Annotated in this window: 20 protein-coding genes and 1 tRNA gene; 14 read left to right on the top strand and 7 right to left on the bottom strand. The window is 64.6% G+C overall.

Going from position 1 to position 18,875, the window contains the following annotated elements:
* Positions 1-161: 161 nt before the first annotated feature.
* The 3 genes from groES to EPD66_RS18955 form a co-directional block, all read right to left on the bottom strand.
* Positions 162-476 (bottom strand): co-chaperone GroES, encoded by a 315-nt coding sequence (groES, locus tag EPD66_RS18965; protein WP_142850081.1) that lies wholly within the window; start codon positions 474-476, stop codon positions 162-164.
* Positions 477-692: 216 nt separating this feature from the next.
* Positions 693-1,577, bottom strand: coding sequence for an RNA polymerase sigma factor RpoH (gene rpoH / locus EPD66_RS18960; protein ID WP_142850080.1), 885 nt, complete (start codon positions 1,575-1,577; stop codon positions 693-695).
* 142 nt (positions 1,578-1,719) lie between these two features.
* Entirely contained in the window at positions 1,720-2,760 is a 1,041-nt protein-coding gene (locus tag EPD66_RS18955) for an RluA family pseudouridine synthase (protein WP_142850079.1), read from the bottom strand.
* A 42-nt stretch (positions 2,761-2,802) separates the two neighbouring features.
* On the opposite strand from EPD66_RS18955, the gene EPD66_RS18950 reads away from it, so the two are divergent.
* From EPD66_RS18950 to EPD66_RS18940, 3 genes are all read left to right on the top strand, one after another.
* The gene (locus EPD66_RS18950) at positions 2,803-3,156 is read left to right on the top strand and encodes a hypothetical protein (protein ID WP_142850078.1); all 354 of its coding nucleotides are present in this window, start codon (positions 2,803-2,805) and stop codon (positions 3,154-3,156) included.
* Between the two features lie 4 nt (positions 3,157-3,160).
* A complete protein-coding gene (locus EPD66_RS18945; protein ID WP_142850077.1) occupies positions 3,161-3,586 on the top strand; it encodes a Mov34/MPN/PAD-1 family protein in 426 nt (141 codons plus the stop codon).
* Between the two features lie 49 nt (positions 3,587-3,635).
* Positions 3,636-3,711 (top strand) — tRNA-Glu (locus EPD66_RS18940).
* A gap of 25 nt (positions 3,712-3,736) precedes the next feature.
* On the opposite strand, the gene EPD66_RS18935 is transcribed toward EPD66_RS18940, so the two are convergent.
* The gene (locus EPD66_RS18935) at positions 3,737-4,054 is read right to left on the bottom strand and encodes a hypothetical protein (protein ID WP_142850076.1); all 318 of its coding nucleotides are present in this window, start codon (positions 4,052-4,054) and stop codon (positions 3,737-3,739) included.
* A gap of 176 nt (positions 4,055-4,230) precedes the next feature.
* Positions 4,231-4,437, bottom strand: coding sequence for a hypothetical protein (locus tag EPD66_RS18930; RefSeq protein ID WP_142850075.1), 207 nt, complete (start codon positions 4,435-4,437; stop codon positions 4,231-4,233).
* Positions 4,438-4,796: 359 nt separating this feature from the next.
* Here EPD66_RS18930 and greB point away from each other — a divergent pair, with 359 nt between their 5' ends.
* The 5 genes from greB to EPD66_RS18905 all read left to right on the top strand — a co-directional run bounded on the left by greB (position 4,797) and on the right by EPD66_RS18905 (position 8,452).
* Positions 4,797-5,342, top strand: coding sequence for a transcription elongation factor GreB (gene greB / locus EPD66_RS18925; RefSeq protein ID WP_142850074.1), 546 nt, complete (start codon positions 4,797-4,799; stop codon positions 5,340-5,342).
* Between the two features lie 98 nt (positions 5,343-5,440).
* Positions 5,441-5,956, top strand: a complete 516-nt coding sequence (locus EPD66_RS18920) for a hypothetical protein (RefSeq protein ID WP_142850073.1) — start codon at positions 5,441-5,443, stop codon at positions 5,954-5,956.
* A gap of 157 nt (positions 5,957-6,113) precedes the next feature.
* Positions 6,114-6,323, top strand: coding sequence for a cold-shock protein (locus EPD66_RS18915; protein WP_142850072.1), 210 nt, complete (start codon positions 6,114-6,116; stop codon positions 6,321-6,323).
* Positions 6,324-6,528: 205 nt separating this feature from the next.
* Entirely contained in the window at positions 6,529-6,756 is a 228-nt protein-coding gene (locus tag EPD66_RS18910) for a hypothetical protein (protein WP_142850071.1), read from the top strand.
* Positions 6,757-6,934: 178 nt separating this feature from the next.
* Positions 6,935-8,452 (top strand): inorganic phosphate transporter, encoded by a 1,518-nt coding sequence (locus tag EPD66_RS18905; protein WP_142850070.1) that lies wholly within the window; start codon positions 6,935-6,937, stop codon positions 8,450-8,452.
* Between the two features lie 213 nt (positions 8,453-8,665).
* On the opposite strand, the gene EPD66_RS18900 is transcribed toward EPD66_RS18905, so the two are convergent.
* A complete protein-coding gene (locus tag EPD66_RS18900; RefSeq protein ID WP_255448581.1) occupies positions 8,666-9,976 on the bottom strand; it encodes a class I SAM-dependent methyltransferase in 1,311 nt (436 codons plus the stop codon).
* 127 nt (positions 9,977-10,103) lie between these two features.
* Between EPD66_RS18900 and EPD66_RS18895 the strand changes: the two genes are divergently transcribed.
* The 6 genes from EPD66_RS18895 (at position 10,104) to EPD66_RS18870 (ending at position 17,756) form a co-directional block, all read left to right on the top strand.
* Complete coding sequence (locus tag EPD66_RS18895; RefSeq protein ID WP_142850069.1) at positions 10,104-10,697, top strand: TetR/AcrR family transcriptional regulator; 594 nt, start codon at positions 10,104-10,106, stop codon at positions 10,695-10,697.
* 111 nt (positions 10,698-10,808) lie between these two features.
* Positions 10,809-12,416: a carboxyl transferase domain-containing protein gene (locus tag EPD66_RS18890; RefSeq protein WP_142850068.1), complete on the top strand. Its 1,608-nt coding sequence runs from the start codon at positions 10,809-10,811 to the stop codon at positions 12,414-12,416.
* Between the two features lie 11 nt (positions 12,417-12,427).
* Positions 12,428-13,213, top strand: coding sequence for an enoyl-CoA hydratase/isomerase family protein (locus EPD66_RS18885; protein ID WP_142850067.1), 786 nt, complete (start codon positions 12,428-12,430; stop codon positions 13,211-13,213).
* 2 nt (positions 13,214-13,215) lie between these two features.
* Positions 13,216-15,213: an acetyl/propionyl/methylcrotonyl-CoA carboxylase subunit alpha gene (locus tag EPD66_RS18880; protein ID WP_142850066.1), complete on the top strand. Its 1,998-nt coding sequence runs from the start codon at positions 13,216-13,218 to the stop codon at positions 15,211-15,213.
* Positions 15,210-16,112, top strand: a complete 903-nt coding sequence (locus EPD66_RS18875) for a hydroxymethylglutaryl-CoA lyase (protein WP_142850065.1) — start codon at positions 15,210-15,212, stop codon at positions 16,110-16,112. Before EPD66_RS18880 ends, EPD66_RS18875 begins: the two co-directional genes overlap by 4 nt.
* 75 nt (positions 16,113-16,187) lie before the next feature.
* Positions 16,188-17,756 carry a GlcNAc-transferase family protein gene (locus EPD66_RS18870; protein WP_142850064.1) on the top strand — a complete coding sequence of 523 codons (1,569 nt, stop codon included), beginning with the start codon at positions 16,188-16,190 and terminating at the stop codon, positions 17,754-17,756.
* 2 nt (positions 17,757-17,758) lie between these two features.
* Here the strand turns inward: EPD66_RS18870 and EPD66_RS18865 are convergent, their stop codons facing one another.
* Positions 17,759-18,862 carry an alpha/beta hydrolase gene (locus tag EPD66_RS18865; protein ID WP_142850063.1) on the bottom strand — a complete coding sequence of 368 codons (1,104 nt, stop codon included), beginning with the start codon at positions 18,860-18,862 and terminating at the stop codon, positions 17,759-17,761.
* Positions 18,863-18,875 lie beyond the last annotated feature (13 nt).

The raw sequence follows: 18,875 nt of genomic DNA, 5'->3' as shown, positions 1-18,875 counted from the left end.
ATGCGCGGGGCGCCGAAGGACTTCTCGATGACCACGTTGCGGCCCTTCGGACCCAGGGTCACCTTGACCGCGTCGGCCAGGATGTCGACGCCGCGCAGCATGCGGGCGCGGGCATCGGCACTGAACTTGACTTCCTTAGCAGCCATTCCTCGATACTCCCCTTAAGCGGCCTTGCGATCAGCGGCGGCGCCTTCGATGACGCCCATGATGTCGCTTTCCTTCATGATCAGCAGCTCCTGGCCATCGATCTTGACCTCGGTGCCCGACCACTTGCCGAACAGAACGCGGTCGCCGACCTTCACATCCAGCGCGACCAGCTTGCCGTCTTCGCCACGGGCGCCCGGGCCGACGGCGATGACTTCGCCTTCCTGGGGCTTTTCCTTGGCGGTGTCGGGGATGATGATGCCGCCGGCAGTCTTCTGCTCCTGCTCGACGCGCTTGACCAGCACACGGTCATGAAGGGGCCGGAAGTTCATTTTCGTTGTCTCCGTCATTCCTAATCTCAGCAAATGACTTGTTGTGCCCGCGCTTCTCGCACCGGGCGACAGCGAGATAATCCAGGGCAGAGGGCTGTCAATGGGAGGACGAAAAAATTTTTTGGGTGGTTCACCGCACCCTTTGGAACGGCGATTCGGGCAGAAAAAGGGCCCCTGCGAGAGGGGCCCTGCAATCATTGCCGGGACGGCAGTCCGTCAGGCGTTGACGGTCTGTTCGATGACCGCGTTGCGCATGGCTTTCTGCAGCTTCTCGAAGGCGCGCACCTCGATCTGGCGCACGCGTTCGCGCGAAATGCCGTATTGCTGGCTCAGGTCTTCCAGCGTCAGCGGATTGTCGCGCAGGCGGCGTTCGGTGAGGATGTGGCGCTCGCGCTCGTTCAGGTTCTTCAGGGCGTCGCCCAGCAGGACCCGGCGGTTGCCCATTTCCTCGCGTTCGGCCAGTTCGGTTTCCTGGTCCTCGCGCTCGTCCATCAACCAGTCCTGCCACTCGCCCTCGCCGTCGGTGCGGACGGGGGCATTCAGGCTGTGGTCGGGGCTGGCCAGGCGACGGTTCATGCTGACCACGTCGGCTTCGGAAACGTCCAGCTTCTGGGCGATATTGGCCACGTTCTCGGGCGACAGGTCGCCTTCCTCGATGGCCTGCATCTGGCCTTTCAGCTTGCGCAGGTTAAAGAAAAGCTTTTTCTGAGCGGCGGTCGTTCCCATCTTCACCAAAGACCAGGAATGCAGGATGTATTCCTGGATGGCGGCGCGAATCCACCACATGGCATAAGTGGCGAGGCGGAAGCCCCGGTCGGGATCGAAGCGGCGGACGGCCTGCATCATCCCCACATTTCCTTCCGAGATCAGCTCGCCCATGGGAAGGCCATAGCCGCGATACCCCATTGCAATTTTCGCCACGAGGCGCAAGTGGCTGGTCACCAGCCGATGGGCCGCTTCCATGTCGCCGTCTTCCCGATAGGAGCGGGCGAGCGAATATTCCTCATCCGGTCCCAGCATGGGGAACTTTCGGATTTCCTGCAGATAGCGTGACAGATTGCCTTCGGGAGCAACCGACACTCCGGTGGAAAAAGCGGTCATCCGATCTCTCCTTTCGTCTCGTCCCGAGATGTCTCGTGTCGAGCCTGGTTCCGTTTTGGGCGCCTGGGCTGGCGCCGCCATTTCATTGTCTACCTCTCTCTGCTGCGAGATTACCTAACTGCAAGGCTCGGGTATAGAGTGGCTAAACGTTCTCTAACTTCTGGACTAATTGCCTTAGGTCATTAGGCTCTTCTTTTTCGAACCGCAGCATCTCCCCTGTTCGCGGGTGGATAAACCCAAGCAGGAAGGCATGTAATGCCTGGCGCGGAAAGCCGATCAATGCTTCCCGTGCCGCTGGGGCCAAATCGCGCAACTTCTGCGCCGAACGGACCCGGCCATAGGTACTATCCCCCACGAGGGGGTGGCCCAACGCGGTCATATGCACCCGGATCTGATGTGTCCGGCCCGTCGCCAACCGGCATTCCACCTGGCTTGCGGAGGTCCCGAACATCTTCAAGACCCTGTATCGGGTCAACGCATGTTTGCCGCCTTTGTTCACGATGGCCATTTTCTTCCTATTGGTCGGGCTTCGGCCGATATTGCCCTCGATTTCTCCACTTTTTTGCGCGGGCACACCCCACACCACGCAGCGATAGGCCCGCGTGATGCTGTGGTCCGCGAATTGGACAGCAAGCCCGTTGTGCGCGGCGTCATTTTTCGCCGCCACAATCAGGCCGCTCGTTTCCTTGTCCAAACGATGCACGATGCCGGGGCGTTTGACTCCTCCTATTCCGGACAGGGTCGAGGAGCAATGGTGCAGGAGGCCATTTACCAAAGTGCAATCCGGGCTACCCGGGGCCGGATGAACGACCAGTCCGGCAGGCTTATTGACAACGATCAGGTCCTCGTCCTCATACACGATGTCCAGGTCCATCGGCTGGGGCTGGGGGATGGCCGGGATACTTTCCGGAATGACCAGGGCGAAGGACTGACCCGATTTGACGCGGAAAGAGGCGTCGGATATGGTCGCGCCGTCTGCCGTGACCATGCCTTCCTCGATCAGCGCCTTGATCCGGGTGCGCGACAAGTCGGGCAGGGCGCCCGACAGCCATTTGTCCAGCCTTGTTCCCGCCTCTTCGGCGCCGACCGTGGCAGCCAGGGAAATTCCCGGCTCCACTTCCGCGGGGTCGATATCCTCGTCCAGGGAGTCGTCTTCAAAGGGCTCGAAAAGGGGGCGTGTCATCGGTCGGGCATCCACGGAATGAAAAAACGGACCTGAAAAAGCATGCAAGCCATCAAAGCCATCAAGACGCTGGTTCTTGTCCTGGGCCTTCTGATCCTGGTGGTCCTGGGATTGTTGGGCTACACGCTTTATAGCAGGAGCACGCAGATCCTCGCAGAGGATACCGCGCCGGGGGCGGCGGAATTGCCGGAACGGGCCCCGGCCCAGCGTGCTTCCGCCGTGTCGTCCCGGGTCTTCGGCGAGGTCGAACTGCCCGTCCCGGCGGGGGGACGTCTGGCCGAGATGACCTTGGCCGGCGAATTGGTGGTGCTGCGCGTCGAGACTCCGGACGGCGAGCGCGTGGTGGTCGTCGATCCGCGCACCGGCACTGTGAACGGCCTGTTCCGTCTGCCGTGATGCCATGATCCTGCGCCTCTCGCCCGATCATCTGCGCCTGATCGCCGCCGAGGCCGAAGCTGCCTGGCCGCATGAATGCTGCGGCCTGCTGGTGGGGCGCCACGACGGGGCAGGGGAGGCGGTGGTGACGCGCGTCGAACCGGCGGCCAATCTGATGGCCCACACCCGCGACCGTTTCGAGCTGGACCCCGCCGTGCATATCCGCCTGCTGCGGGAATTACGCGGCACGGAGCTGTCCATCATCGGCCATTACCATTCCCATCCCGACGCCCCGGCCGAGCCCTCCGCCGAGGATCTGGCCCGGGCCAACGACCCGGATCTGATCTGGCTGATCGTGCCGGTGGCGCAAGGCCGTGCCGGCACGCCCAAGGCCCACCGCCTCGATCCTTCCGGCAGCCGTTTCCTGCCTGTATCCCTCATGGGAAAATAGGGCTTGCGAGGCAGGGGGCAATCGGCTAAATACCGCCTCCCGCCTCGACGTCCCCATCGTCTAGAGGCCTAGGACACCGCCCTTTCACGGCGGCGACCGGGGTTCGAATCCCCGTGGGGACGCCATTTCCTGGGGCTGGATTTCCCGCCCCTACATTCCTTCGACGAAATCCGCCAGATCGTTCAGGCAGGCCGCCAGCAGGCGGTGGTCCTTGGCGTCGACCACGGCGGCCAGGATGACGGCGGTTTCCTCTCCGATCACGGTCATGGCTTTCAGCGCCGCGGCGAAACCCGATTCGTTCAGTGCGGCTTCGACGGGCAGATATTCGCGGCGGCGGCCGGCGCGCAGCTGTTCCTCGATATGCGTGCGCAGCACGTCTTCCGCCGGTTCCTTGCGGTGGATATGGAAGGCGAAGGCGCGCAGGAGGCGGGCTTTGTCGCCGCCGGAAAGGGACTGAGACCGGGCCATGGGATGCTCCAAGGAAAACGCGGCATCATACCGGCCGACGGCGACAAGACCAGCCCCAAGGGAAAGGGGCTGCCATGCATCTCTCGAAACACTCTATGAATAATGAAGGGGAAGGGAGAAGGCCGCTTCCCCTACTGTCGGCGCTGAAGGCGGAATTCAGCGGACAGGGGGAAGGGTCAGGAGACTTCCTGGGACTCGTAGCCGAGGGCGCCGGTATGGACGCGCCAGCCGGTCATTTCCTCGACCTGGTCGACGATCTCGACCATGCGATAGGGGTCGAGGGAATGGCTGAGGCTGGCTTCGACGCACATGAGTCGTGCCTGGAAGGCATCCTGGGCAGTCGCGGCAATACTGCGAGCGATAGAGGTTAGGGTTTCCGCCATGTCACGCATGTCCTGTAAGAGCAGTGTCACAAACCGGTGGGGCTATCCACGAGGCAGATAAAACACGGATCGTCCCCAATTGGGAATCCCTTTGATGCGCCTTCTCCTTCTGACCAGATAACCAAAGTCTAGTTGACGCCCCCCACCTCTGACCAAGGCCAGGCCTATGGTCGCCGGCCAGAGCGTGCCATGCGGAAGGAAATAGTCAGCCGCCATTTCGCCAGGATAACTGCGGCTTTCACGCAGGTCCTCCCAGGGACTGGACAAGGGCACGCGAATCCGCCGCCTGTCGCGGCGGCGCTTGCGTCCCGGGCTTTCAGGCCATATTCACTGACGGACAGCAATCATCGGCGTGAGACATGAGCCAGAGCTTCCTTACCAATCGCGAGGATGCCGACGAGGATGAGGGTCCGGCCCTGCCGCGCGGCACCAAGAATTATATCACCCGGGCCGGGTTGGAGCGGCTTCAGGAGGAGTTGAAGCATCTCGCCCGGGTCGAGCGGCCCAAGGTGGTCGAGATCGTGTCCTGGGCCGCGGGCAACGGCGACCGGTCCGAGAACGGCGACTACCTCTACGGCAAGAAGCGCCTGCGCGAGATCGACCGGCGCATCCGCTTCCTGAACAAGCGCCTGGAGATCGCCCAGGTGGTGGACCCCGCCGAGCAGACCAACCGCGACCAGGTCTTCTTCGGCGCCACCGTGACCTACGAGAATTCGCGCGGCGAGGAAAAGACCGTCACCATCGTGGGGGTGGACGAGGCGGATATGGAAGCGGGGAAGGTCAGCTGGATCTCGCCCATCGCACGGGCGCTTCTGAAGGCCCGCGAGGGCGACGTGGTGGAGTTGCGGGCGCCGTCGGGGCGGGAGAGCCTGGAGGTGATCTCGATCACCTATCCCGAGCGCTGAAAGGGGGCCCGGACGGGCGGGGGCGGGCCTTTCGCCTTGAGAAAGGGCGGGAGGATGCCCACTTGTATAAGGGTGGAATATCAGACCCGGAGATGCTCATGCGTTGGTCCCCGCCCGCCCATAGCGGTTATGACGTGGTCATGCCGATCACGCTTTACCGAGTCATCGGACGGCGGCCCAGCGCCGTCTACGTCAACGAACATCACGAGCCGACGGAAGATTGCTCGACCGGCAACCGTCTGTGGGACCGCGTCTTCCTGACCGCCTTGGCCGAGCCGGGTGACCAGATCCAGGAACGGTCCGGCGGGCTGGTCCTGGTGACCCAGGACGGCGAATGCCATGCCGTGCAGCTTTCGGAGCCCGAGGCGCGTTCTTTCGAGACGGCTTTCACCCAGGCGGATCATATTCTGGCCGCCGACCGAGACATGGCCGAGCGCATGCTCGCCGATGGCCGCCTGATCCCCGGCAAGACCAAACGGCTGAAATGCCCGCCGGTCCAACCGGCTTCGGTGAAGTTCGACGAGGACCATCCTTTGGTGGTCGATACCCTGCCGGAAGCCGTGGCCTTGGCCGAAGCGGCACCGGCTCCTGCGCGCAAGCCATACTTCCGCTGAGAGAGGCAGGCGGAAAGTCAGGGTAGGCAGGACGGTTAGGCGTCTTGCCAAACCTCCAACCGCTTCCCACTATCAACTTCGTGATCCTAAATCCTTGCCGACTTTCCGGCAGGGTCTGCATAGGATCCACGCACCGCGCAGTACGACGGAGGACAGGATGCCCACCGGCACCGTGAAATGGTTCAACAGCACCAAAGGCTACGGCTTCATTCAACCCGACGACGGCTCGGCCGATGTCTTTGTCCATATCTCGGCAGTGGAACGCGCCGGCATGGGCGACCTCAGGGAAGGCCAGAAGCTGTCTTATGAGGAAGAGCGCGATCCGCGCAAGGGCAAGACGGCGGCGGCCAATCTGAAGGCGTTGTAAGCCTCTTTGTCCGAAGCTTCTCGGGCGGTCGTGGTGATCACGGCCGCCCGAACTTTATTGGAGCGGTTTCCATTCAGGGGAAAACTCCTGTAAGGTGCCGCGTCGCTTGAATCCGCCAATCGCCGTTAAGGAGAGGAAGGCGGAGGGAAAGTGATGCGTTTAGGTTTTTAAGTGGTCCATCTCCGGGCCTGACGAGGAAATTTTCATGGCCCGCAAGAAAAGCAAAGCCGAGACCGAATTCGTCCTGTTCGATGTTCTTTACGAGGACGGCTCGCGCAGTTCCAACCGCCGGGTGCCCGGCAGCGAATTGGGCGGATTGGACGGCGACGAACCGGCCCGCCGCATCATCGAAGAGCAGGACGCCAAGATTGGCGAGATGTCCGGCAATCCGCGTCCGCGGATCAAGTCCATCTCCCGCACGCCCACGCGCTGAGGCCTTTCCGCTTCCTGCCCGTAGCCGCCCCGAGGGACGGCACAATTCGGTGGTGTAGACCTTCCCCCCCAAATCAAGTCTCGACATCGGCTCCATAAAGGGCGACAACGTCCGCTGTCACACTATTGTCATATGACAACGGCGTAATAGCTCCCTGCCCAAAATGCATCAATCAGATATGAACCGGCCGAACCCGTCTCAGATCCGGAAGAAGGCCGTCGACAAGGACCTCAAGAAGATCGTCCTGCTGGAGACGACGACTCAGGCCCTGGCCCGCCGTCATGCGGGTCTGGCTTTGTCGTTCCTGTTCCTGCTGGGCGTCTGGGCTTTCACCGCCGCCTATACCAGGGGGGTGGAGCACGGCTTCTTCATCATCATCGCCGGCGTCGTCGGCGGCTACATGGCCCTGAATATCGGGGCCAACGACGTCGCCAACAATGTCGGACCGGCGGTCGGTTCGAAGGCCCTGACCATGGTCGGGGCCCTGATCATCGCGGCAATCTGCGAAGCGGCCGGGGCGATCCTGGCCGGGGGGCAGGTGGTCAACACCATCTCGCGCGGGATCGTCGATCCCGCCCAGATCGCCGATTCCACCACGTTCATCCTGGCGATGACATCGGCATTGTTCGCCGGGGCCTTGTGGATCAATCTGGCGACCTATCTGGGCGCGCCGGTTTCGACCACTCATTCCATCGTCGGCGGCGTGGTCGGGGCGGGTATCGCCGCGGCAGGCCTGTCGGCGGTGAACTGGCCGGTCATGGGCGGCATCGTCGCAAGCTGGGTGGTCTCGCCCGCTTTGGGTGGCCTGGTCGCCGCGCTGTTCTACCTGCTGATCAACGTCGCCATCCTGCGCCAGCCCGACAAGGTGGCCGCGGCCCGCGTCTGGGTGCCGATCCTGGTTGCGGTGATGGCCGGGGCCTTCGCCGTCTATATGGCGAGCAAGGGGCTCAGCCGGATCTGGAAGCCGCCGATGTGGCAGGTCCTGGTCATCGGCGCGGCGATCGCCGCCGCTGTCTGGGCGGCCGCACGTCCGGCCGTGGCTTGGCGGTCGCAGGCCCTGGAGAACCGCCGCAAATCCATCAATCAGCTGTTCACCATCCCTCTGATCGCCTCGGCGGCGCTGCTGTCTTTCGCCCATGGCGCCAACGACGTCGCCAATGCGGTCGGTCCGCTGGCCGCCGTGGTGGCGGCGGTGGGGACGGGCGATGTGGCCGGTGGACAGGTGGCCGTGCCGGGCTGGGTCCTGCTGGTGGGTGCCATCGGCATTTCCGCCGGTCTGGCCCTGTTCGGTCCGCGCGTCATCCGCTCGGTGGGCGAGGAGATCACCCGCCTCGACCCCATGCGCGCCTTCTGCGTCGCCTTGGCGGCGGCGATCACGGTGATCATCGCCTCGGCCCTGGGGCTGCCGGTCAGCTCGACTCATATCGCCGTGGGCGGTATCTTCGGCGTGGGCTTCTATCGTGAATTCCATACCAACCGGAAACGCGCCCAACCGGACGAGACCTTGGCCGACCTGATCGACACCGCCGGTCAGCCGGAGGACAAGCTGGAACGCAAGCTGCAGAAGGCGCAGAAGCGGCGTCTGGTGCGGCGTTCGCATCTGATGACCATCGTCGCCGCTTGGCTGGTGACGGTGCCGCTGGCGGCAGGCTTGTCGGCGCTGCTGTTCTTCCTGATGCGGGCCGTTCTGGTCTGATCGAAGCAGAAAGGCCGGGGATTTTTCCCCGGCCTTCTTCTTATGTGCTGATAACGCCCTTACCCTTGCGTCATTCCCGCGAAAGCGGGAATCCATGGCTCGGCAGCTTCTATATTTTCCGCTGAAAGCTTGGCAGGCTGTAACATGGACCCCCGCTTTCGCGGGGGTGACGGAGGATGGAGGAAGGAGCGGGGGACATTCCCCCGGCCTTTTTCATTTTCCCAGAGCCGTCAGCCGGATCGCTACCTGCTTGGTATAGGGGCTAAGCGCCACATACTCGAAGCGCGCCCGGTATTCGGCGGCGAATTCGTGGAAGGCCTTGTATTCGTCTTCCCGCCAGCTTCGATTTCCGATGAATTCGTCGAAGACCAGGATGGTGCCGGGCTGCATCCTTGGCGCCAGGGCCGTCAGCACGGTCTTGGCCGAGGAATAGATGTCGGAATCGATGTTCACGAAGCGCACCGGCCCCGGATGCTCCGCAAGGAAGCGGGGCAGGGTGTCGCTGAACCAGCCCGGATGCAGCACCACATTCTCGGCCACCGGGGGTAGTTGAGCGCCGGTGGACAGCACCCCTTGCGGTTCGCTGCCCCAGGCTTCGGGCAGGCCCTCGAAGGAATCGAAACCATGCACCTTCTGTCCGGCCTGGGCGGCGATATGGTTGATGGAATGGCCGCGCCGCACCCCGAATTCCAGCACCATGCCGTCGGTATCGGCCAGGGACAGGGCATGGCGCAGCAAGGGCGCGCTGAGGCCGAACAGCCGGATGTCCGGCCTCAGCGCAGGCAGAAGCGCGCCCACCGCATCGGCCAAGTAGCGCCGCCGGGAATGGCCGTCCAGCTTTTCCTGCGCGATCCTTGCGGCTTCCTCGGTCCTGCCGAGCAGGGCGTTGTAGCTCCACAGATAGGCCCAGTACTTGCCGTTGGCCCCTTCGCATCGCACGGCGCGATGCAGGCGCAACAGGGCTTCCTCGGGACCGTGGACCTCCAACGCCGGGCCGTGGCTGTTGAACAGGCCGGCGGCATGGGTGGCGCGGACCTTCAGTACCGCGTCGAAACAGGCCAGGGCCTCTTCCGCGCGGCTGAGCTGGGTCAGGCTCATGGCCTTCTCGTAAAGCGGCTGTTCCGGCGGCAGGCCCAGCGCCAGGGCCCGGTCGGCCACGCCCAGCACGTCCTCATAGCGGGCATCGCGGCGATAGGCCGTCGCCAAGGCATCCAACACGCCGGGATGACTTGGGGCCGAGGCGGCGAGGCCTTCCAGAATGGCGATGGCGGCATGGGGCTGGCTGGCCTGGGTCAGCGCCCGGGCCGTCAGCAGCAGGGTCTCGGGATCGTCCGGCAGGGCGTCCAGGGCCTGGCGGAGATGGGCGAGCGCCATTGCATAGTTCCGCCGCCCGATATGGGCAGCGCCGAGAAGGCGATGCTTGTCCGGGGATTCCGCCTGGACTTCCTCCAGCATCTTCAGCGCCGCCTGGAAACGCCCGGCGGCAACGGCCTGTCTGGCGGCGTCGAAACACTCATGCCCCACGCCCGGTCTCCTGTCTTGTGGCGGGCCGGTTTTAGCCAGGAAGAGGGGCGCAGGGCAATGGCTGTTTCCGGGAGGCGGAGCTATAGTGTCCGGCAGCCCGCACGAGTAAGGCAAGACAGGAGAAGGCATGGTCCGCACGATCGGCTCCGATGGCGCCAGGACGCAGGAAGCCATCCGCAAGGCAGGATTGAAGCTGATCTACGAACATGGCTACGAAGCCATGAGCCTGCGGCAATTGGCGGCCGAGGTCGGGCTGCAGGTAGGGTCGCTCTATAACCATATCAGCACCAAGCAGGATCTGCTCTTCGGCCTGATCAAGTCCCATATGGACCACCTGTTCAGCGCCCTGGACGAGGCGCTGGCGGGGATCGAGGGGCCGGAAGAGGGCTTGCGGGCCTTCATCGCCTTCCATGTCACCTATCATATCGAGCGCAAGCGCGAGGTCTTCATCGCCTATTCCGAACTGCGCAGCCTGGAACCCGGCCATTACGAGGAGATCGTCGCGCTGCGCCGGGCCTATGAAGACCGGCTGGTCGCCATGTTGGAGCAGGGGGCGGAACAGGGACTCTTCCGGGGCGGAGATGCCCGCGTCGCCGCCTATGGCATCCTGTCCATGCTGACGGGCGTCTGCACCTGGTTCGACCCCCAGGGCCGCCTGTCGCCGCAACAGGTGGTCGATCTCTATTCCGACATGATCCTGAAAGGCCTGCTGCGGGCCTGATCCCCCTTATGGCTTTGGCCTCTATGCCCGATGGCGCGGGCCGCCCCTCTTGTTGTCCTGTTATAAAAACGTATGATCGTTTATGGCAGTCGGGACAACAGAGGCCAAGCCATGACCGTCATCAAATCTGCCCTCAACACCCGTTCGGAAGAGTTCCAGCGCAATGCCGCCGCCACCCGCGCGCTGGTCGAGGATCTGCGCGAGAAGGCGGCCAGGATCGCCCAGGGCGGCGGCGAAGCGGCGCGCGAGCGTCATCTGTCGCGGGGCAAGCTGCTGCCGCGCGACCGTATTCTCCATTTGCTGGACCGGGGCTCGCCCTTCCTCGAATTCTCGCAATTCGCAGCTTACGGCATGTATGGCGAGGATATTCCGGCGGCGGGCATCATCACCGGTATCGGCCGGGTGGCCGGGTGGGAATGCGTGCTGGTGGTCAATGATGCCACGGTAAAGGGCGGCACCTATTACCCCATCACGGTCAAGAAGCATCTGCGTGCCCAGGAGATCGCGCGCGAGAACAATCTGCCCTGTCTTTATCTGGTCGATTCCGGCGGGGCCAACCTGCCCAATCAGGACGAGGTCTTCCCCGACCGTGACCATTTCGGCCGCATCTTCTACAACCAAGCCAATATGTCGGCGGCGGGTATTCCGCAGATCGCCATCGTGATGGGCTCGTGCACGGCGGGCGGGGCCTATGTGCCGGCGATGTCGGACGAAAGCGTCATCGTGCGCAACCAGGGCACCATCTTCCTGGGCGGGCCGCCCTTGGTGAAGGCGGCTACGGGTGAGGTGGTCTCGGCGGAAGATCTGGGCGGGGCGGATGTTCATTGCCGCATCTCGGGCGTTACCGACCATTACGCCCAGGACGACGCCCATGCCTTGTCCATCGCCCGGCGCATCGTCGGCACCCTGAACCGGGTCAAGGCGCCCGGCCTGGAGCTGCGCAGCCCGGAAGAGCCCCTTTACGACCCGCGGGAAATCTACGGCATCCTGCCTGCCGATCCGCGCAAGCCCTATGACGTGCGCGAGGTGATCGCCCGCATCACCGATGGCTCCCGCCTGGACGAGTTCAAGGCGCTGTACGGCACGACGCTGGTTTGCGGCTTTGCCCATATCCACGGCTATCCGGTGGGCATCGTCGCCAATAACGGCATCCTGTTTTCCGAATCGGCCCAGAAGGGCGCTCATTTCGTGGAGCTCTGCGCCCAGCGCGGCATTCCGCTGGTCTTCTTGCAGAATATCACCGGCTTCATGGTGGGGTCGAAATACGAAGCGGGCGGCATCGCCAAGGACGGTGCCAAGATGGTCACCGCCGTCTCCTGCGCTAAGGTGCCGAAATTCACCGTGATCATCGGCGGCAGTTTCGGCGCGGGCAATTACGGCATGTGCGGCCGGGCCTTTGGGCCGCGTTTCCTGTGGATGTGGCCCAATGCGCGGATTTCGGTGATGGGCGGCGAACAGGCGGCCAATGTGCTGGCCCAGGTCCGTCGAGACAATTTGGAAGCGCGCGGCCAAAGCTGGAGCCTCGATGAGGAAGAAGCCTTCAAGGCGCCGATCCGCCAGCAATATGAAACCCAGGGCCATCCCTATTACGCCAGCGCGCGGCTTTGGGATGACGGCATCGTCGATCCCGCCGAGACGCGGCTGGTACTGGGGCTGGGCCTGTCGGCGGCACTGAATGCCCCCATCGAGACCACGCGCTTCGGCGTCTTCCGGATGTGAGGAGCAGATCCATGCAGACCACGCTCAGCCTTCTCGACGGCATCGCCACGCTGACCCTGAACCGCCCGGAGGTCCATAACGCCTTCGACGACCGCCTGATCGCCGAACTGACGGAACGCTTTCTGAATCTGGGCGGTGATCCGCAGGTCCGCGTGGTCGTGCTGGCGGCCAACGGCCCCAGCTTCTCGGCGGGTGGCGATCTGGCCTGGATGAAGCGCATCGCGGCCAATTCCGAGGAAGAGAATCTGCGCGACGCCATGGCCCTGGCCCGATTGATGGAGGTGATCGATTCCTGCCCCAAGCCGGTCCTGGGACTGGTTCAGGGCCCGGCCTATGGTGGTGGCGTCGGGCTGGCGGTCTGCTGCGATATCGTGATTGCCGCCGCCAAGGCGACCTTCTGCCTGTCGGAAGTTAAGCTGGGGCTGATTCCGGCGACCATCATGCCCTATGTGCTGCGTGCCATCGGTCACCGGGCGGCACGGCGCTATGTGCTGAGTGCCGAACGCTTCGATGCCGCCGAGGCGCAACGCTTGGGACTGGTTCATGAGGTGGTGGAAGAGGATGCTTTGTGGCGCCGGGCCGAAGACATCATTGCCGCGCTGAAGGCCGGCGGTCCCGCTGCCCAGGCCGCCGCCAAGGAGATGCTGCATCAGGCCTGGGATCGCCCGGGCGGGGAAGAGACCATGGCCTGGACGGCCCGGCGCATCGCCGAGATCCGGGCGTCGAGCGAAGGGCAGGAGGGGCTGGCGGCTTTCCTTGAGAAGCGCAAGCCCGCTTGGCTGGACGGAGGGGCTTGATCATGTTCGACACGATCCTGATCGCCAATCGCGGCGAGATCGCCTGCCGCGTCATCCGCACCGCAAGACGCCTGGGCATTCGCACGGTGGCCGTCTATTCCGAAGCCGATGCCACGTCCATGCATGTGGCCCAGGCCGATGAAGCCGTGCTGTTGGGACCGGCCCCGGCCGCCGAAAGCTATCTGAATATCGCGCGGGTGCTGGTGGCCGCGAAGGCGACCGGCGCCCAGGCCATTCATCCCGGCTATGGCTTCCTGTCCGAGAATGCCGCCTTTGCCGAAGCCTGCGGGCGGGAAGGCATCGTCTTCATCGGCCCGCCTGTCGAAGCCATCCGCGCCATGGGCTCGAAATCGGAGTCCAAGCGGCTGATGGAACAGGCCGGTGTGCCGCTGGTGCCGGGCTATCACGGGGAAGGGCAGTCGGATGGAGACTTGGCGCAGCAGGCCGAAATCATCGGCTATCCGTTGCTGGTCAAGGCCTCGGCGGGCGGCGGCGGCAAGGGAATGCGGGTGGTGCGGCAGGCAAGCGACCTGAGCACCGCCATCGCTTCGGCGCGGCGCGAGGCCAAGGCCGCCTTCGGCGACGAGACCCTGCTGCTGGAACGCTATCTGGATCATCCGCGCCATGTGGAAATCCAGGTCTTCGCCGACAGCCTGGGCAATGCCGTCTATCTGTTCGAGCGCGATTGCTCGATCCAGCGCCGCCATCAGAAGGTGATCGAGGAAGCCCCGGCGCCCGCCTTGCCCGACGGCATCCGCCGCGCCATGGGGGAAGCTGCCGTCGCGGCGGCCAAGGCGGTGGGCTATCGCGGCGCCGGGACGGTGGAGTTCCTCTATCAGGACGGGCAATTCTACTTCATCGAGATGAACACCCGCCTTCAGGTCGAGCACCCGGTGACCGAGATGATCACCGGCCAGGACCTGGTGGAATGGCAGTTGCGCGTGGCGGCGGGCCAACCCTTGCCTTTGGCGCAGGAGCAACTGACCCGGCGCGGCCACGCCTTCGAGGCCCGCATCTATGCCGAGGACCCGGCCAAGGATTTCCTGCCCGCGACCGGCCGCCTGATCCATCTGCGCCCGCCCGCCGGGGATGCCCATGTCCGTGTCGATACCGGGGTGGGTGAGGGCGATGCGGTGACGGTGCATTACGACCCGATGATCGCCAAGCTGATCGTCTGGGACGAAGACCGCGACAGCGCCTTGCGCCGCCTGCGCCGGGCGCTGGCTGAATATGAAGTGGCGGGACTGGTCACCAACCTATCATTTCTGGCCGCCATCGCCGCCCATCCGGCCTTTGCCGCCTTCGAGGTGGATACCGGCTTCATCGACCGCCATCACGCCGCCTTGTTGCCTCCGCCCGAGCCGGTGTCCGACCTGGCCCTGGCCTTCGCGGCGGCGGGTGTCCTGCTGCGGCAGCAGGACGAGGCCGCGAAGGAAAGTGCCGATCCTCATTCCCCTTGGAATACACTGTCCGGCTGGCGGATGAATCTCGTCCAGCCGACGCCTTTGATCTTCCTGGAAGGGGAGGACAGGCGGCGGGTGGCGGTGATCTTCCAGCGCGGCGGCTGGCGGATGGACCTGCCGGGCGGAGGGCGGGAGGTGCGTTTGGTCCAGCGCCAGGGCGCCCGGCTGGTGCTGGAGGTGGACGGCCTGCGCAAAACGGGCGTGGTGGTGGCCGACGGGCTGGACGTCACGATCCTGCTGGACGGCCAGTCCTGGCGGCTGCGTCTCGACGATCCGGCGATGCGGGCGGAGGAGCAGGTGATGGGGGGCGGCAAGCTGGTGGCGCCCATGACCGGCACGGTGGCTCAGATCCTGGCCTCGGCAGGGCTGAGCGTCGAGCGCGGCCAGCCTTTGATCGTGGTCGAGGCCATGAAGATGGAGCATACCATCACCGCCCCGGCCAGGGGCATCGTCGGAGAAATCTTCTTTCAGGTTGGCGATGCCGTGGCCGATGGTGTGGAATTGTTGTCCTTCGAACCCGAGGAAGCCGCGCCATGAGACCGCAAAGGGTCAAGATCGTCGAGGTGGGGCCGCGCGACGGCCTGCAGAACGAAGCCCAGCCGATTTCTGTTCCCACCCGGATCGAACTGATTGAACGCCTGGCTGCTGCCGGTCTGCGCAACATCGAGGCGGGCAGCTTCGTCAGTCCGAAATGGGTGCCGCAGATGGCCGGGACCGCCGAGGTGCTGGCCGGGCTGGAACACCGGCCCGGTGTCTCCTATTCCGTTCTGGTGCCCAACATGCGCGGGCTGGAGGCCGCCTTGGCCGCCGGGGCCGAAGAAGTGGCGGTCTTCGCCGCCGCCTCGGAAAGCTTTTCCCGCAGGAACATCAATTGCTCCATCGCCGAAAGCCTGGACCGCTTCGCGCCGGTGGTGGCGGCGGCGCGGGAGAAGGGCTTGCGGGTGCGCGGCTATCTGTCCTGCGTGCTGGGCTGTCCCTATGAAGGCGCCATCGACCCGAAGAAAGTGGCCGGACTGGCGGCGCAACTGGCGGAAATGGGCTGCGGCGAAATCTCGCTGGGCGACACGATCGGCGTTGGCACCGCCGATCAGGTGCGCCGCCTGATCGCGGCGCAGAGTGTGGCGAAGGATCGTCTCGCCATGCATTTCCACGACACCTATGGTCAGGCTGTCGCCAATATCCTGGTCAGCCTGGAAGAGGGGATCGCGACTTTCGACTCCTCCGTCGCCGGGCTTGGCGGCTGTCCCTATGCCGCCGGGGCGACGGGCAATGTGGCGACCGAGGATGTGGTCTATCTGCTGCACGGCCTGGGCATCGAAACCGGCATCGACCTGCGCGTCCTGGCGGAAACGGGAGCCTGGATCAGCGCCCGGCTGGGCCGCGCCAATGCCTCCCGCGTTGGCCGGGCGATGGAAAAAAACGGTGCGGGTGGGTGACGGCACGGGCGACAATCACAAGGTGGGTTGCTAGGTTGGGCAACAAAGAGAGTAGCCAGTCAAGCGGTTGAGGGCATGAGCGACACCCGCCAGCGGACCATCTTCATTTCCATCGCCAGTTATCGCGATCCCGATTGCCAGAACACGGTGCGCGACCTGTTCAGGAAGGCGACCCATCCCGACCGGGTGTTCGTCGGGATCTGCTGGCAGTTCGTTCCCGGCGAGGATGACGATTGTTTCGTCCTGTCCACCCGGCCCGAGCAGGTGCGCACCATCGAGGTTCATGCTTCGCAAAGCCGGGGGGCCTGCTGGGCGCGGCATCGCGTACAGGAATTGTGGCAGGGCGAGGATTTCTATTTCCAGATCGACAGCCATATGCGCTTCGTGCCCGGCTGGGACGAGCGGCTGATCGCCATGCTGGAGAACTGTCCCAGCCCCAAGGCCGTCCTGTCCACCTATCCGCTGGGCTTCACGCCGCCCGACGAACTGGCGCCCGACGGGCTGGTCACCATCCATCCCAAGGGCTTCGACGATAACGGCGTGCTGCTGCAACGCTCGACGCTGAGCGGTCTGGACCTCGCCCCCGAGCGCCCGACGCCGTCGGCCTTCATCGGCGCCGGGATGGTCTTCGGGCCGGGGCAATTGGTGCGGGAGGTTCCCTACGACCCCCATCTCTATTTCCAGGGTGAGGAAATCACGCTGGCGGCCCGGCTCTGGACCAGCGGCTGGGACATCTTCAGCCCAAACCGGGTCGTCGCCTATCACGATTACGGCAAGCGTCCCGAACGGCCCCGCCACTGGCAGGACCAGACCGACTGGAGCAAGCTGAACCAGCGTTCCGAACAGCGCATCCGCCACCTTCTGGGCATGGAGGTTTCCACCGATCCGGCTGTGCTGGCGGAGCTGGACCGCTATGGCCTGGGCAAGCAGCGTCCCTTGAGCGAGTACGAGGCCTTCGCGCGGCTCGACTTCAAGGGGCGGCTGATCGGCGGCAAGCCGGGGCTGTTGCCCGAACAGGCCGCCGATCAGCCCACCCAGATCGCCCGCCGCCAGTCCGTCTTTACCGATATCTGGGCCAATAACGGCTGGGGGCATCCGGAAACACGCTCGGGCGGCGGGTCCTCGCTGGCCGAAACCCAGATGCTGCGTGCCCATCTGCCGAACCTGCTGGAATTCCTGGGCGTGAAGGTTTTGGCCGATGCCGGATGCGGCGACGTCAACTGGATGCGCCAGATGACCGAGCGGCTGGACCTCTATCTCGGCTTCGACATCGTTCCCATGGTCGCCGAGGAAATGGGCAAGCTCTTCCGCGACCGAACGAATTGCTTCTTTGCCACCCGTGACGTGGTGATGGAGACCCTGCCCAAAAGCGACGCCATCCTGTGCCGCGACTGCCTGACCCATCTGCCCCATGACGCGGCGCTGATGGCGCTGAAGCGTTTCCGCCAAAGCGGCTCGCGCTACATCATCCTGACCACCCACCAGACCGGGCGGAATTACTGGATCCGCAGTGGCGGCTGGTATCCCATGGACCTGACGGCGGCGCCCTTCAACCTGCCGAAGCCGCGCCTGCTGCTCTCGGAAGGCCTGCCCCGCTCGACCAAGGCCTTGGGAATCTGGCTGGCCTCGGACCTGCCGGAATAGTCTTACAGCCGGTTGTCGCGGTCGTTCAGCAGGCGCAGCACGGCGCGCCACATGACCACGGCATCGCCCATGCCGGGCGGTGTCGGGTCCACATGATCGAGATTGTCCACCAGATAGGGATCCTCGCCCAGCACCTGGGCCAAGGCGCGGCTTTCGGTGAAGGGGATGATGGAATCATCGCGGCCGTGGATCAGGATCGCCGGCAGGTCCAGCCCCGACAGGTCGCGCCGGGCGAGGTCCAGGGCTTCGATCTCGGCGCGCACCGGGGCGGGCAGGGCGGCGATCAGCCGAGGAACGGCGGCGGGATCGGTATTGTCCATCAGCGCCATGACCGCGCTTCCTTCCGGTCCCAGTTCACGGGTCAGGAAGGAAACGTCATAGCGCAAATCCTGCAATTTCATGCGCGCCATGTCGGCCAGCAGGTTGGCGTCCCGCCGGTCCTGCAGGCGCGGGGCGTTGGACAGGACGAAGACCCATTTGCCGTATTCGTTGGGCTGGCCCTGGCGCCATTCCGCGCCGTCCTGGAACCAGCCGGTAGTGAAATAGGTGATCACGGCGGTCAGGTCGTAATAGCCGCCGACGCTTAGCAGCAAGCCCACCGCATCCGCCGCGCCATGCTCCTGCACGGCGATGATGCTGGGGCCGACGGCATAGGACAGGGCGAAGAGGCCGACCTGGCTGCCCCCCTGCGCCCGCCACACCTCCGCCAGATGCTGGGCGGCATCGGCGATGGGAACGGCATCTGCCGCCTCCACCTGCAATTCCCGCAGGTTTTCCAGTTCCGGCACCAGGACCAGGAAGCGGGCGCGGGCCAGCGTCTCGGCGAAGGAGACGAGGCGGGGATCATAGCGGCCCTGGGGCGCCACCCCCGGCACCACCACGATGGCGCCGAGCGGCGCCTCGCCCGGCTGGTAGAGATGGGCGGGGCGCGTGCCGGCCTGTCCGCTCATCGTGATCTCGCTACGCTGGGGCGGCGGCGTCGATCGCTTCAGCCTGCTGGTTTCATCCCCGGCGGCAAGGTCGTCCAGCACCATCCAGGCCTCGACTCCCCGCTGGGGGGAGCAGCCGGTAACAAGAAGCAGCAGGACGAGGGCCAGTACACGCATGACATGAGGATGG

The organism is Telmatospirillum sp. J64-1, from assembly GCF_006980715.1.
Taxonomy (GTDB): domain Bacteria; phylum Pseudomonadota; class Alphaproteobacteria; order Rhodospirillales; family Magnetospirillaceae; genus Oleiliquidispirillum; species Oleiliquidispirillum nitrogeniifigens.
The sequence above is the reverse complement of the archived record's forward strand: the minus strand, read 5'-3'. Positions and strand labels throughout refer to the sequence as shown.